The 14128-nt window shown below is 45.7% G+C and carries 8 protein-coding genes and 1 pseudogene; 5 read left to right on the top strand and 4 right to left on the bottom strand.

All coding sequences use genetic code 11. From position 1 onward, the window contains the following. Positions 1-137 precede the first annotated feature (137 nt). Positions 138-2402: a glycoside hydrolase family 3 C-terminal domain-containing protein gene (locus tag FO447_RS10290; protein WP_200756224.1), complete on the bottom strand. Its 2265-nt coding sequence runs from the start codon at positions 2400-2402 to the stop codon at positions 138-140. A 550-nt stretch (positions 2403-2952) separates the two neighbouring features. Between FO447_RS10290 and FO447_RS10285 the strand changes: the two genes are divergently transcribed. The 5 genes from FO447_RS10285 (at position 2953) to FO447_RS10265 (ending at position 11568) form a co-directional block, all read left to right on the top strand. Then, complete coding sequence (locus FO447_RS10285) at positions 2953-6213, top strand: SusC/RagA family TonB-linked outer membrane protein (RefSeq protein WP_200756223.1); 3261 nt, start codon at positions 2953-2955, stop codon at positions 6211-6213. 28 nt (positions 6214-6241) lie between these two features. After that, positions 6242-7768 carry a RagB/SusD family nutrient uptake outer membrane protein gene (locus FO447_RS10280; protein ID WP_118190271.1) on the top strand — a complete coding sequence of 509 codons (1527 nt, stop codon included), beginning with the start codon at positions 6242-6244 and terminating at the stop codon, positions 7766-7768. Positions 7769-7840: 72 nt separating this feature from the next. After that, a complete protein-coding gene (locus FO447_RS10275) occupies positions 7841-9241 on the top strand; it encodes a hypothetical protein (protein WP_200756222.1) in 1401 nt (466 codons plus the stop codon). 93 nt (positions 9242-9334) lie between these two features. Continuing rightward, complete coding sequence (locus tag FO447_RS10270; RefSeq protein ID WP_200756221.1) at positions 9335-10489, top strand: family 16 glycosylhydrolase; 1155 nt, start codon at positions 9335-9337, stop codon at positions 10487-10489. 182 nt (positions 10490-10671) lie between these two features. Next, the gene (locus tag FO447_RS10265) at positions 10672-11568 is read left to right on the top strand and encodes a DMT family transporter (RefSeq protein WP_200756220.1); all 897 of its coding nucleotides are present in this window, start codon (positions 10672-10674) and stop codon (positions 11566-11568) included. Between the two features lie 206 nt (positions 11569-11774). On the opposite strand, the pseudogene FO447_RS10260 reads toward FO447_RS10265, so the two are convergent. From FO447_RS10260 to FO447_RS10250, 3 genes and pseudogenes are all read right to left on the bottom strand, one after another. After that, positions 11775-12522 (bottom strand): annotated as a pseudogene (locus tag FO447_RS10260) (peptidylprolyl isomerase). Between the two features lie 75 nt (positions 12523-12597). Further along, the gene (locus tag FO447_RS10255) at positions 12598-12960 is read right to left on the bottom strand and encodes a hypothetical protein (protein WP_200756219.1); all 363 of its coding nucleotides are present in this window, start codon (positions 12958-12960) and stop codon (positions 12598-12600) included. Positions 12961-13107: 147 nt separating this feature from the next. Beyond that, positions 13108-13962 carry an HAD family hydrolase gene (locus FO447_RS10250; RefSeq protein ID WP_117586403.1) on the bottom strand — a complete coding sequence of 285 codons (855 nt, stop codon included), beginning with the start codon at positions 13960-13962 and terminating at the stop codon, positions 13108-13110. Positions 13963-14128 lie beyond the last annotated feature (166 nt).

Raw genomic sequence — 14128 nt, 5'->3', positions numbered from 1 at the left:
TTTCTACGAGCTTGTCGATAGGATGAAAAGCAGGGGAAAACAATAAAAGTTTGTTACGGCGTTTCACCGTAACAAACTTTTATGCATTATATTTATTTCTTCCCTCCGTTCAATTTCTCAGAATCGAATCATTCTTTTTAAAAGAGCTCGAAGGCTTTCTTGAGCTTCAGGTTATCGGCTGCATTACCAACAAGAGCCTCAAACTTTCCGGCTTCAGCCTTCCAGGATGAAGATGCCTCATCGTAGAAACTGAGGGCCTCTTTGCTGATGGTGATGCTGATATCCTTGCTCTCACCTGGCTGGAGATAAACCTTCTGGAATCCCTTCAGCTCCTTCTGAGGGCGGTCTACTGATGACTTGACATCGTGGATGTAGAGCTGAACCGTCTCGGCTCCGGCACGCTTTCCGGTATTCTTTACGTTTACGGTAAAGGTGATTGTGCCGTCCTGCTTCATCTGCACCTTGTCGCTGCGCAGATTAGAGAGGGCAAACTGGGTGTAGCTCAAGCCGTGACCGAATGCGAAGGTAGGCTTGATGCGCTCCTTATCGGTCCAGCGGTAACCTACATAGATGCCTTCCTTATATTCCTCATCAATGATGTTGCCCTTCGTGCCGGCTCCCCCTTCCTGACGCCAGGTTCCCGGATAGGTATTGAGTGCATGAGCACCTGTTTCCTTCAGCGAGTTGACCCATGTAAACGGCAACTTGCCGCTAGGGTTTGCATCGCCTGTAAGGATGCTTGCAAGGGCTTCGCCGCTCTCCGAACCGATGAACCAGCCCTGTACGATGCCGGCAACCTTAGCCTTCCAAGGCATAGCTACCGCATTGCCCGAGATGTTGACATAAACGAAGTTTCTGTTTGCCTTAGCCAAAGCCTCGATCAGCTTATCCTGATGGTATGGCAGTTCATAATGCTTGCGGTCGTGACCCTCACAGTCCTGGAAATCGCTCTTGTTCAGACCACCAAACATGATGACATAGTCGGCAGTCTTGGCTTTCTCTACGGCTTCGGCTATCAGTTCAGCCTCGCTGCGCTTGTCTTCCAGGTTCTGACCGGTTGTAACGCCATTGTAGTTGCCCGTTACATCGCCCACATATCCGCGGGCATAATCTACCTCGATGCCGTCCTTGCCCAAGCGCGTCTTCAGACCATCGAGAGGCGAAATCTCGCGCTGTACCTTGAGCGAAGAAGAGCCTCCGCCTACGGTCATCATCTTGATGGCATTCTCGCCTACTACCAGTACGCGCTTAGCCTTCTGGATGTTGATAGGGAGCACATTGTTCCTGTTCTGGAGCAATACGATACCTTCCTCAGCAATCTGTCTGGCTGCTGTATAATGGCTCTCGGAACAGAGGAAACCATGAGGGCGGTTCGGATTCATCGTGGTGCGATAGAAGAGGCGCAATACGCGGCGCACCTTATCGTCCAGCTCCTTCTGGGTGAACTTGCCTTCCTGTATGGCCTTCATGTAAGGCATGGAAAGATAATAGTTGTCGTAGGCATTGGTAGCGCCCATCGTAAGGCCGTCTGTCCAGGTGCCGAACTCCATATCCAGCCCGTTCTTTACAGACTGCTCCAGGTCGTGGGCACCGCCCCAGTCGCTCACTACGACACCATCATACTTCCAGTCGCCCTTCAGAATCTTGTTCAGGGTCCACTGGTTATGGCAGTTGTGCTCATTCTTATATAGGTTGTAGGCTCCCATGATACCCCATGTCTTACCCTTCTCAACAGCCGCCTTGAAGGCAGGGAGATAGATTTCGTGGAGAGCACGGTCGCTGACGATTACGTTCACCTGATGGCGGTATTCCTCATCGTTGTTCAGGCAATAGTGCTTTACGCAGGCTGATACGCCCTTAGACTGCAATCCCTGTATATACGGCACTACCATGATGCTTGCCAGGAACGGATCTTCGCCCATATACTCGAAATTGCGGCCGTTGAGAGGCGTGCGGTATATATTGACGCCAGGCCCCAGAATCATGTCCTTGCCGCGATACAGGGCTTCTTCGCCCAATGCTTCGCCATAGATGCGGCTCATCTGCGGATTCCATGATGCGGCAAGACAGGTGAGGGCAGGAAAGGCTACACAGGAGTCGTTGGTCTGACCAGCCTGTTCCCACTCATCCCACAATACGTCAGGACGCACTCCGTGAGGTCCGTCATCCGTCCAGAAGTCAGGAAATCCCAAGCGTGGTACACCGGCTGATGAAAACTTGCTCTGAGCATGGATGATGCGTATCTTCTCTGCCAGCGTCATGCGAGAGATGGCATCATCGATGCGCTGCTCTACCGGCTTGGTCTGGTCGAGATAGACAGGCAATTGTCTGGTAGTCTGCTGTGCCTGAGACGGAGCGATGGCTGCAACCGACAGGACACATGATAAAATGAACTGTTTCATAAGTAATATTTATTATGGTTTGTTTATTTCTTGCAGTTGTTTGTTTTGCACACCGCCTCTCACGTTTTTTTGTGCGTTTAGGCGTATATGCTTATTCATCTGCAAAATTACTAAATAAATAATGAAAAAATGATGTGTGATAAGCGAAAAGTGGATGGATGTAAAAATGAAACTTTTGTAAGTTGTTGATAATGAGAAGTATAATGAATAATGTACGTTATTGAAAAGTGGCAGAGTGTGAACACTGAAATATACTGATATAACGTTTCAGGGGTGTTCTAGCCTCATTTTCTCCATTTTACCCCATCCACTTTCGTATAGTTATTAAAAAATAGATAAGTATCTGAAAACTAACGATATAAGTTACTTGAAGCAAGTATTTTTCCCACTTATCTGTTGAAGGGGCTAGGAATTATCAAAAAAACATATTATATTTGCAATCGGAAACACGGCTTAACGCATTTTAGGAAATGCACAGCCGCACAGTCTTATACATTATTATAATAGAGTGAACTAACAAACAGATATTTTTCTAAACTAATAATCGAATATGAAAACAAAAAGTCTATTGCTGGCGACTGCATTATTGATGTCGACGTCAGCGCTCGCACAGAAAAACACCTTCAAGGGTGTCGTGTTGGATGACCTGGGTGAACCCGTTATCGGAGCCACCGTACAGGTTAAAGGCGTCAAGGGTGCCGGTGCAATTACCGACCTTGATGGTAACTTTGTCATCGATGCAGATGCTAACCAGACCTTGGTTATCACCTACATTGGCTACAAGGATGCAGAGATCCGTCCTTCAGCCAACATGAAGATTACTCTGAAACAAGACGACAAAGCTTTGGACGAAGTGGTTGTTGTAGGTTACGGTGTTCAGAAGAAGAGCGTGGTAACTGCTGCTATCGCTAAAGTGAGCACCGAAGATTTGGCAGGCAAGAGCCCAGTGCGTGTTGATAACGCATTGAAGGGTCTGGCTGCCGGTGTCAACGTAACCTCTTCTTCAGGTCAGCCTGGTGCATCTCCTAAGGTTCGTATTCGTGGTACAGGTACTATCAGCAATTCAGATCCTCTCTACATCGTAGACGGCATGCCTATCGAGGGTGGTCTCGACTATCTCAACCCTAGTGATATCGAGAGTATCGAGGTGTTGAAGGATGCTGCTTCGGGTGCTATCTATGGTGCCCGTGCTGCCAACGGTGTAATTCTCGTAACCACCAAGAAGGGTAAGATGGGCAAGGCACAGATCAGCTACAATTTCTCTTACGGCTGGCAGAGCGCATGGAAGAAGCGTGATGTAACAAGCGCCACTGACTACGCCATCCTTCAGAACGAGCGTGCAGTGAATGGTGGTCAGGCTCCTATCTATGCTGATCCATACAAACTGACTGACTCTAATGGCAATCCTATCAATGGATTTGGTACTGATTGGCAGGACTTGGTATTCAACGACAATGCCCCTGTACAGAACCATGAGGTAAGCATCAGTGGTGCATCCGATAAGATCAACTACTACCTCTCCATGGGCTACTACAAGCAGGAAGGTATCGTAGGTGGTAACTACGGACAGAGCAACTATGAGCGTCTCTCTATGCGTAGCAACAACATTTATAATGTATTGGATGCCAGCAAGGATCGCAACTTCCTCAACAAGCTCGATGTAACCGTCAACATGGCTTACACCCGTGTAAAGAGTACAGGTATCGATGCTAATAGTAATGGCTCGGTATTGGGTAGTGCCCTCTATCTTGCTCCAACATTGGCTCCTACGGTAACCAATAGCAATGTGGCGAAGAAGTATTATAATACCTACGAGGATCCTAATACATACGATGCAGATGGTAATATTACAGGTACTCGTGATACTTACGAGCTTCTTCGTGATGCCAATGGCAACTATTATACCATCCCAGGTATGGGAGGTACCTATCAGGAGATGAACAACCCTCTTGCCATGATGGCGCGCCCAGCAGCTAAGAACTGGTCACATAAGTTTGTGCCTAAGTTCTCTATCGACCTCCAGCTCTGGGATAACTTGAAGTATCATTTCACTTATAGTGCAGACCTCAGCTTCTGGGGTTCAGATAGCTACACCGCATCCAAGTATTACCTCTCTGGTAACGTCAAGGCTGAGCATACCCAGGCTTACAAGAGTTCTGACAAGGGTATCAACTGGCAGGTGGAGAATACTTTGACATACGATAAGACTATTGGCAAGCATAGTTTTGCTGTTGTCTTAGGTCAGAGTGCAATGAAGAATAAGAGTGATTATCTGAACGGCAGCCGTTGGAATCTTGTGAATGTAAACAAGCCTTCTATCGACTATGCTACTGGTAAATATAGCCAGACCATCGTGAAGGATGCTGAAGGTAACATCATCTCTGTAGGTGCTCCAACCATTGAGCATGCTGTATCAGGTGGCAATAATGTAGTGCATGCTATATCTTCTCTCTTCGGTCGATTGAGCTATAACTATGATGAGAAGTACATGCTTCAGGCTACAATCCGCCGAGATGGTTCAAGCCGTTTCGGACCATCTCATAAATATGGTACCTTCCCATCTGCCTCTATCGGATGGAATATTATGAACGAGAAATTCATGGAAAGTACTCGCGATTGGTTGAGCAACTTGAAGTTCCGTGCCAGCTGGGGTAAGAATGGTAATGATAACATCGGTGACTTCCGTTATACCGTATTGACCGCTATGGGCAACAACGTGCTCTTCGGAAAGAATGCAGTCAAGTTTAATGGTTCTAAGGCGAATGCCACAGCCAATGAAGACTTGAAGTGGGAGGAGAGTGAGCAGACTGATATCGGTTTCGACTTCGGTTTCTTCGGCAGTGCGCTGACATTCTCAGCTGACTATTATGTAAAGAAGACCAACGGTATGTTGATTTCTATGCCTATCCCAAGCTACGTAGGTGAGACCAAGCCAATCGGTAACGTGGGTGACATGAAGAACTCAGGTCTTGAGTTTGAGCTCGGCTATAAGTGGCACATCTCTGATGCTCGCTTCAATGCCAAGGCTAATGTTACCTATCTGCACAATGAGTTGACCAACCTCGGTAATGATACAGGTTACATCGACCTCGATGGCTTCCTGGGTATCTCTGGTGGTGGCACTCGTGGATCTAACGGTCAGCCTTTCCCATACTTCTATGGTTATAAGACAGCTGGTGTGTTCCAGAATATGGCAGAGGTTCAGGCTTACGTCAACAAGGATGGCAATATGATTATGCCAGATGCCAAGCCAGGTGATGTACGTTTCGTAGATGTTAATGGCGATGGTGAGATTTCTCCAGACGACCGCACCAATATTGGTAATGGTACACCAAAGTGGACCTTCGGTTTCAACTTCAATGCAGAGTGGAAGGGCTTCGACCTCAACCTCTTCTTGCAGGGCGTAACGGGTAATAAGGTATTTGATGCAACCTATCGTACAGATGTGTTCTCTGGCAACTTCCCTACTTGGATGCTCGATCGATGGACTGGCGAGGGTACCTCCAATAAGTATCCTATTCTGAAGAATGGCGATGCTACCAACTGGCAGGTTTCAGACCTCTATCTTTGCGATGGCTCTTACTTGAGATTGAAGAATATCTCTTTGGGTTACACCTTGCCAAAGCAGCTTACACAGAAGTTGTCTATCAGTCACTTGCGTTTCTACGTGATGGCAGAGAACCTGATTACCTGGACCAAGTATTGGGGCTTTGACCCTGAAATCTCATCAGGTGGAACTTCTCTCGGTGTAGACTATGGTGTATATCCACAGGCTCGCACCTACACCATCGGCGTAAACCTTTCATTCTAAAATAAGAACCTTTAAAATAAAGACTATTATGAAGACAATAAAATATATAGCTTTAGGAGTGTTGGCAACCAGTATGACACTGGCAAACACATCTTGCAGCGACAGCTTCCTAGAGGTGGAGAACCCATCAGGTGAAAACCTCGAAGAATATTATACCACAGATGCCCATATCAATGAGGCTCTGAATGCGGCTTACGATCCTATCCACTGGCCAGACTGGGGATTGGGACAGTATAATGCTCTCAATATCGATGCCGAGATAATGGGCGATAACTTCTGGGTAGGCGGTTCTAACAAAACCGATCAACAGCACTGGCACATGCTTGCCAACTATGAGGCAAATGCCAGCAATACCCTTAGCTCACTTTGGACAGTGGACTACTCAGGCATCAAGCGTTGTAATGACCTCTTGAAGTATTTGGGCTGGGCAGAGGCAAACTTGAACGAGAAAAACAGGGCATCTTATGAGATGCAGGGTAGAGCCCTCCGTGTATATTTCTACAATAACTTGTGGCACTACTTCGGCAATATTCCTTTCTATCTGGAGAACTTGTCTGCTCCTTACACAGCCCCACAGCTCAAGGCTGATGAAGTATATGACAAATTGATAGTAGAGCTTGAGGCTGTAATTGACTCCAAGGTCCTGCCAATGCGTTGGGACGATGCCAACTGTGGAAGAATGTCGCAGGCCATGTGCTATATGATGTATGCCGAGATGGTGATGTATCAGAATGACAAGACTCGCTATCCTAAGGCTCTCCAGTATATGCAGGAGCTCATCGCCGACAAGAGTGACTATGATATAGTAGACGATTACGCCTCTATTTGGAAAGAAAGCGGCGAATGGTGCAAGGAGAGCATCTGGGAAGTAAACTATGAGGATGGTAACAACGAGCGTGGTTGGGATTCACCATTGGCTATTGGTGGTACAATATTGCCTACCTTGATTTCTCCAAACTCTTGGCCTGGTGGCGATGGTTGGAACCAAGGCGGTGACGGTTGGGGATTCCTACCTGTTCGTACCGAAACCTATGCTCTGTTTGCTGACAACGACAAGCGCCGTGATGCTACTGTATGGGACTGTCGTGGCGTGAAATATACCAAACGTTATGAGGATACTGGTCTTTGGCTGGCCAAGTATCGTCCGTTCACAGAGAACAATGCTGACGCAGGTTTCGATAATAACCTTAACTATAATAACAATCTCCGTGTATATCGCTTGGCTGAGGCTTACCTCAATGCTGCAGAGCTTTTGTTGGAGACAGGTGGCGATGCTAATCAGGCTAAGGATTATGTGAATAAGATTCGCAACCGTGCAGGAATCGCAGAGCTTGGAGCCGTAACTCTGGATGATGTTATCAATGAGCGCCGCTTGGAGTTTGTAGGTGAGGGTAAGCGTTACTTCGACTTGGTTCGTACAGGCAAGGCTGCCAGCGTATTGGTGCCAGACAGCTACGGCTATCGCACCAACTCCTGGACAGAATCCAAGAAGTATGTTCCTATCGCTCAGGCAGAGCTTGACTCTGATCCTGCTTTGGTTCAGAATAATTATTAAAACTTATTAAGGTAGAGGAACAATAGTTTCCTCTACCCCCTAATAAAATATTAACTTTAAGATTTCAGCAATATGAAAAAGATATTTCGAAATATGGCTTATGCTCTTCTGGGTGGATTGATGCTCAGCGCATGTTCTGCAGAGGAGTTCTCTGGTGCCAACGGTGAGTTGCCTAATGTAGCCGACTTTGCCGACAACTTCAAGATTGATGTAGACCAAGAGACCAACACAGCCAACTTTTCTTTTGGTGGTGCAGAGGGAGTAAGCCCGGTATGGGTGATAGATGGTGCCTATTCTTCTGCTTTCAACCTCTCTAAGTATTATCGCAAGAAGGGTACTTACGATGTGGAGTGCTTTGTGAAGAACCGTAATGGTATTAGCAAGGAGAGCGTCAAGAAGCATTTCACGGTGGAGAAAACCAAGATGAATGGCTTCGCAGGTTTCGTAGAGGACAGCGAGTTTAATCTCTTCAAGAGAATTACCTTCCCTGAAAAACCTTCTGCTGGCTATTATGCTCCAGGATGGACCCAAATTGCTGACCCGGTTTGTAGCTACAGCAAGGGATGCTATACATTGAAGCTCCCTAAGGCAACTACCGAACGTTGGCAAGCTCAGGTTCCTTTCAAAAACCTAGGTATCTCTACTAGCGCAGATAAGCATTATGACTTCTCTTGCATCATTACATCTGCCAAGGGACATAATGCCGTTAAAGTGAAACTTTGTGATTCTGGAGAAGGTGGTGACAATAACATCCTTTTCGATTCCAAGGATGCAAATACAAAATTGGAAGCAGGTGAGCCTAAGTGTATTTATGGTTCAGACCTCGAAGGCAAGGACATCAATAATTTGAAGATTGTATTCGACTTTGGTGGTAATGCTGCTGATGACGAAATCATGATAGAGAGCCTGGTACTGAAAGATCATGCCAACGATGATGGTACTGTGGTTCCTGTAGAATTGAAGGTGCCATTTGACTACAATACAGCGGGTAACCTTTGGAAGGATATTGATGCCAACAAGTCATTTACTGAGGAAACTTGGTATGGTGATGCTTCTTGGGCACAGATTGATGTAACTCCTGTTATCAAGCATGAGGGAAGCAAGCACATCATTATCGTGCCTTGTGAAACTCCTGCTGAGCTATGGCACGCACAGTGGAAAATGCTTGGTATTCCTGTATCTGCCAAAGCTGATAGCAAGATTGATTTCTCTTGCAAGGTTACCACTTCTGCTCCATTGCCAATGATGACATTGAAGCTTTGTGATGACGCTAATGATGGAAACCTCTTCTTCCAGGAGTCTACTGATGTTAAAGGCGAATACGTCTTCCGTTATGAGAACCAACCAAACAGTACGAAAGAAGCTGATGGCGGTCCTCAGGATATGAGCAAGATGAAACTCGTCATCGACCTTGCTGGTGCTCCTAAGGATGCCGAGGTAACCATCAGCGACATTGTTTTGATTGTGAAATAGGCTTTAGGTTTTATAGGTTTATATAGAATTATACAGGAGCTGCTCCTATAAATAAGTAAGTAGGAGTGGCTCCCTTTCTAAATTTTAAATGACATGAAATTCTTGAAAATATTTTCCTTCCTTCTCTCGCTTATGCTGCTTTCTTGCAGCAGCAGCTCTTCTGACGGCGATGGAGAGGTGACGATATCCTGCTCTCCTACGAGAATAGATGTTCCTGCTAAGGGCGGTACTTATAAAATCATGATTGTGGCTTCTGAAGGAGGCTGGGAGGCGAGAGCATCCTTCCCAGGAGAAGGTCCTACGGCAAATGTATACCCTTGGTTTAAAGTGAGTGCCAGCGATAATAACAAAGCTATGGGTATGGTAACTGTAGATGTGGAAGAGAATAAATCGTCTGTAGCTCTTGACGGAAGTGTCGAGATTTCATTAGAGGATAAGAAGGTATCGGTGCCAGTGCATCAGGCTGGAAAACAGGTCACTCCTATTGAAGGGGGCGAAATGGTGATTCCTGAGGGGTACAAACTGGTCTGGAATGATGAGTTTAATGAAGGCTCTGAATTGAATAGTACCGATTGGCGTCATGAGGTGCAGAAGTCGGGCTGGGTGAATAATGAACTTCAGAATTATGTGAATGGCTCTGCTGATGGCAAACGCGTAACAGAAATTGCAGATAACCGGCTTTATATCAACTGTTTCAAGGGCAGCGACGGCAAGATTTATTCGGGGCGCGTATATGCCCACGAAAGTCAGGGCTGGCTTTACGGTATCTTCGAAGCTCGCATCAAATTGCCTAAGGGTAAGGGCACATGGCCTGCTTTCTGGATGATGCCTTGCAACAATGATTTCGGAGCCAATCCTTGGCCTAAATGTGGCGAGATTGATATTATGGAAGAGGTAGGCGTTAATCCTAACTATACTTCTTCGTCGCTCCATACTGAGAAGTTTAATCACGTGATGGGAACCCAGATTACTAAGGAACGCCAGACTGCGGGTGCTGAAGACGGTTTCCACGTTTATCGCCTGGAGTGGACTCCTGATTATATCAAGACCTACGTAGATGGTAAGGAACTGCTCAATTTCAACAACGACGGTAAAAATGATGTTGGTTCGTGGCCTTTCAATAAACCATTCTATGTTATCCTCAACCTGGCTTGGGGCGGTGACTGGGGCGGTATGAATGGTGTTGACGAAAGCGCCCTCCCAGTTCAGATGGAAGTGGATTATGTGAGAGTATTCCAGAAAAAATAAGGCTTGATTTTTTTTTTACTAGATAAATAAAAAAGTCTTAGGATAAGTCGTACCTGCGCTTACTCCTAAGACTTTTTCTTTTACTTTCTTTTGCTCCGAATATCTGTCTTTTTCTTACTAACAATTTGCTCATTTCGAATAAAAGTTATAATTTTGCAGCAAAATTTAAAATAGCAGATAGAATGAAACAGAATAATAGTAATTTATTATATCATCTTGTGGCTTTTATCACCGTAGCCATCTGGGGAACTACCTTTGTTTCTACCAAGGTGCTGATGCTGAACGGACTTTCGCCAGCACAGATCTTTACGCTCCGTTTCAGTATTGCATACATCCTGATGCTGATGGTGAATCATAAGAAGATGTTTGCTGACAGCTGGAAGGATGAGTTTAAGCTGGCTATGCTGGGAATAACGGGCGGTTCGCTCTATTTCCTGAGCGAGAACGAGGCGATGAATTATACCACAACAACCAATACTTCGCTCATCGTATGTTCCTGTCCGCTCTTTGCTACCTTGCTGGTTCGTCTGGCTTATCGCCATTCTTCGCGCATCAACATGATACAGTTGTTGGGCTCTCTGCTTGCTTTTATTGGTATGATTATCGTGGTGCTGAATGGCAGATTCGTGCTGCATCTGTCGCCTGTTGGTGATGCCTTGGCTTTTACGGCATGTATGAGCTGGGCTGTCTATTCGCTCCTGATGAAATCGGTATCGGGCGATTATGGCGCTGCTTTTATTACCCGCAAGGTATTCTTCTATGGTGTGCTTACCATCTTGCCTTATTATCTTATTATCCCTGGGTGGCCGTCATGGGATGTGTTTATGAAGCCTCAGGTGGTGGGTAATCTCCTGTTCCTGGGGTGTTTGGCATCCATGATATGTTTCCTTACCTGGAACTGGTGTATCTCTAAGTTGGGTGCCGTGAAAGCTACCAACTGGGTTTATTTCAACCCTATCACCACTATGATTTTCGCCTCTCTGGTATTAGACGAAAAGATTACTCCTTACTTCCTGACAGGTGCCTGCTGCATTCTGGCAGGTATGTATATCGCGGATAGAAAGACAAAGGCGGAATAAAAAATGACGAAGCATAGCTGTAGTTAGAACTAGCCAATGCTAAGAGCATCATGATACTCTTTACCATTTTGCTTTTCATTTTTCCATATTGATTTGGCTTTTAGTGTAATACGAATGAATAGTTGTTATTACTTATATAATATTTATTTAGGTTTTTATTAGGCGTTCCGCCGGATTTGTTGTCCGGCGGAGCTTATGGGTATTTCTTATTCCTCTATGACGGAAACCTGCATAGAAACATCCTCTTTTGGACGATCGCCACGCAATGTTTCGCAGTTCTGAATCTTCTCTACGATGTCAAGTCCTTCCTCCACTTCACCGAAAACGGTGTATTGGTTATCGAGGAAAGGTGTTCCGCCTATTTCTGTATAAGCCTTCTGCTGCTCCTCGGTAAACTTAGGATAACCCTGCTCCTTGCTGCGCTTCTTGGTTTCATCCACCAGTTCATCCTGGAGTTTCATCAGCCCCTCACGGTCGCGGTTGCGGCGGAAGTTCATGATTTCTTCATGATGCTCCTTGGCAAGCTGGTTGAAGATGTTCTGCTCCATCTGCATGCCCATCTGCTTTTCCATCTGCTTCAGTTCATTCTGCTTGTAGGTCTTTCCCCATACAATATAAAACTGGCTACCGCTGCTCTCTCGTTCTGGGTTTACCTCATCTCCCAAACGGGCAGCGCTCAAGGCACCACGCTTGTGGAAAAGTTGTGGATAAACGAAACTCGGCAGGGATGGTATAGTCAGGACCACCTGTGCCCAGCATCTTGCCTTTAGGAGCGCCTTTGCTGTCTGGATCGCCGCCTTGAATCATAAAATCCTTGATGACACGATGGAAGAGAGTGCCATCGAAATATCCCTCCTTTGCCAACTTGATGAAGTTGTCACGATGCTGAGGTGTCTCATCGTAGAGGCGTACCTTGATGTCGCCCTCTGATGTCTTTATCAATACTTTTGCCATAATAATTTATAATCAGTATATTTTATTAATCGGTATATGTCGTAATCAGTATGTTCTTTTTACTTTTTTACCTTTTTACTTTTCGTAATACTCATTCCACTGCTTCATAGCCTCCTGCCAGTCGGTCTGTTCACCGCTGGCTACGGCTTCCTTCTGTTTCTCTGCCTCGTCGCGAGCCTTATCTCGGGCACGTTTTGCCTTCATTGCCTCGATGGTGGCATCGTCGAGAATCTGAATGGCGCCACGCTTGATGGCTGCCTGCAACTCCTCTTCTCCGAAAGCCTTGCCGGGCTCATTGAAGTCAGAGATATTGAATTCATAATCCACACGAAGGTCGTGGCGTATCATTTTCTGTTGTAAACGGTTGCCTGCGTTCTTGAGGCGCAGCAACTTGCCGATTTCCTTGATTTCTCCTGCTGAGTATTTGTTTCTTCCCATTAATATGATTTGATATTATTATTTTTGCGTGCAAAATTAAGCATAATCCTCGACAAAACCAAGAAAAGTTTCAAGGAATTCACAAAAGAATCCCTTTCTCCCTTTACTTTCTTGCCCTTTTTGCCCTTTTACCTTTTTACCTTTAAATCACTTCCATGCCTTCTTCTGGTTCAGTTCTATCAGACGGTCGAATTCAAAGTCGGCTTTGATTTTATCCAATATCCTCTTTACGATGATATTCATCACGCTTCCTTTACTGTAGTTGGCAGAGCACATGAAGTTTACTCGTCCCTCCTTGACAAGCTGGCAGGCTGTTTTCTGTTTATCCTCGTTATCATATACAGCAATCGAGTGGCCGCCATGTTCCTTTACCATTTTCATGCAAGGCACATCGGTTTCTCCATCTCCGAAGTATATCATTCGGGGGAAAGGGATAGGGCGCTTCTCGTCGGGGATATACTGGTTCACTCTTCTGTTGTCGCTCACCTGTTTGATACCCTTGTTGATTTTGAAGAGGAATTGCGTCTTGGTAGTATAGTCTACGGCTACGGCTGGCCAATAGGCGATTCCCTCCTTATTGTAGAGAAAGGAGCAGGCGTAGATGTTCTCAAATTCGTGGGCGATAGGTGTGCCCTCTATCATTTCCTTCAGTCCCGAGGAGTTGATGTAGTGCTTTACGTCCAGTCCGATACTGTTGCCATATTCATTCACGAGCGAAAACCATTGTTTTACGCCGCGGAACAGTTCTACATCCTTGCCGAATTTCTGAAAAGATTCCCGGGTGAGCGAGATATTGTTCTTCTTGGCTTCGTCGAGCATCAGATACATATAGGTCAGAATGCCGTTGGCATCCTTACCCTCTGCAAACTTTCTGTTTTTCTCCCAGAACTCGTCTTTTGTCTTGCCTGTAGCCTGTATGAATCCAAACTCCTGCATATTGCCCGGCGACAGTGTGCCGTCGAAATCATAAACCAGCGCTACCTGTGGTCTCTTCTTTGCCATATCTCGTTCTCCTTTCTTTTATATTTACCCTAAACTGTCTATCTCTTTCGGGGATGTTCTTTCTCCCTTAATTTGCAAATATATATAATTTTCAGCGAATTAGCAAACTATTGGGATATAAAAAATCATAATGAAACAAAAAAGGCGTACAAAACCCATTTCTGAG

This window comes from Segatella copri (assembly GCF_015074785.1).
Taxonomy (GTDB): domain Bacteria; phylum Bacteroidota; class Bacteroidia; order Bacteroidales; family Bacteroidaceae; genus Prevotella.
Note: the sequence above shows the minus strand (reverse complement) of the source record. Positions and strands in the feature narration are given on the sequence as shown.

Excerpts from the sequence above, each read along its gene's own strand:
- FO447_RS10290 (WP_200756224.1), bottom strand. The coding sequence starts at position 2,402 with ATGAAACAGTTCATTTTATCATGTGTCCTGTCGGTTGCAGCCATCGCT.
- FO447_RS10285 (WP_200756223.1), top strand. The coding sequence starts at position 2,953 with ATGAAAACAAAAAGTCTATTGCTGGCGACTGCATTATTGATGTCGACG.
- FO447_RS10280 (WP_118190271.1), top strand. The coding sequence starts at position 6,242 with ATGAAGACAATAAAATATATAGCTTTAGGAGTGTTGGCAACCAGTATG.
- FO447_RS10275 (WP_200756222.1), top strand. The coding sequence starts at position 7,841 with ATGAAAAAGATATTTCGAAATATGGCTTATGCTCTTCTGGGTGGATTG.
- FO447_RS10270 (WP_200756221.1), top strand. The coding sequence starts at position 9,335 with ATGAAATTCTTGAAAATATTTTCCTTCCTTCTCTCGCTTATGCTGCTT.
- FO447_RS10265 (WP_200756220.1), top strand. The coding sequence starts at position 10,672 with ATGAAACAGAATAATAGTAATTTATTATATCATCTTGTGGCTTTTATC.
- FO447_RS10255 (WP_200756219.1), bottom strand. The coding sequence starts at position 12,960 with ATGGGAAGAAACAAATACTCAGCAGGAGAAATCAAGGAAATCGGCAAG.
- FO447_RS10250 (WP_117586403.1), bottom strand. The coding sequence starts at position 13,962 with ATGGCAAAGAAGAGACCACAGGTAGCGCTGGTTTATGATTTCGACGGC.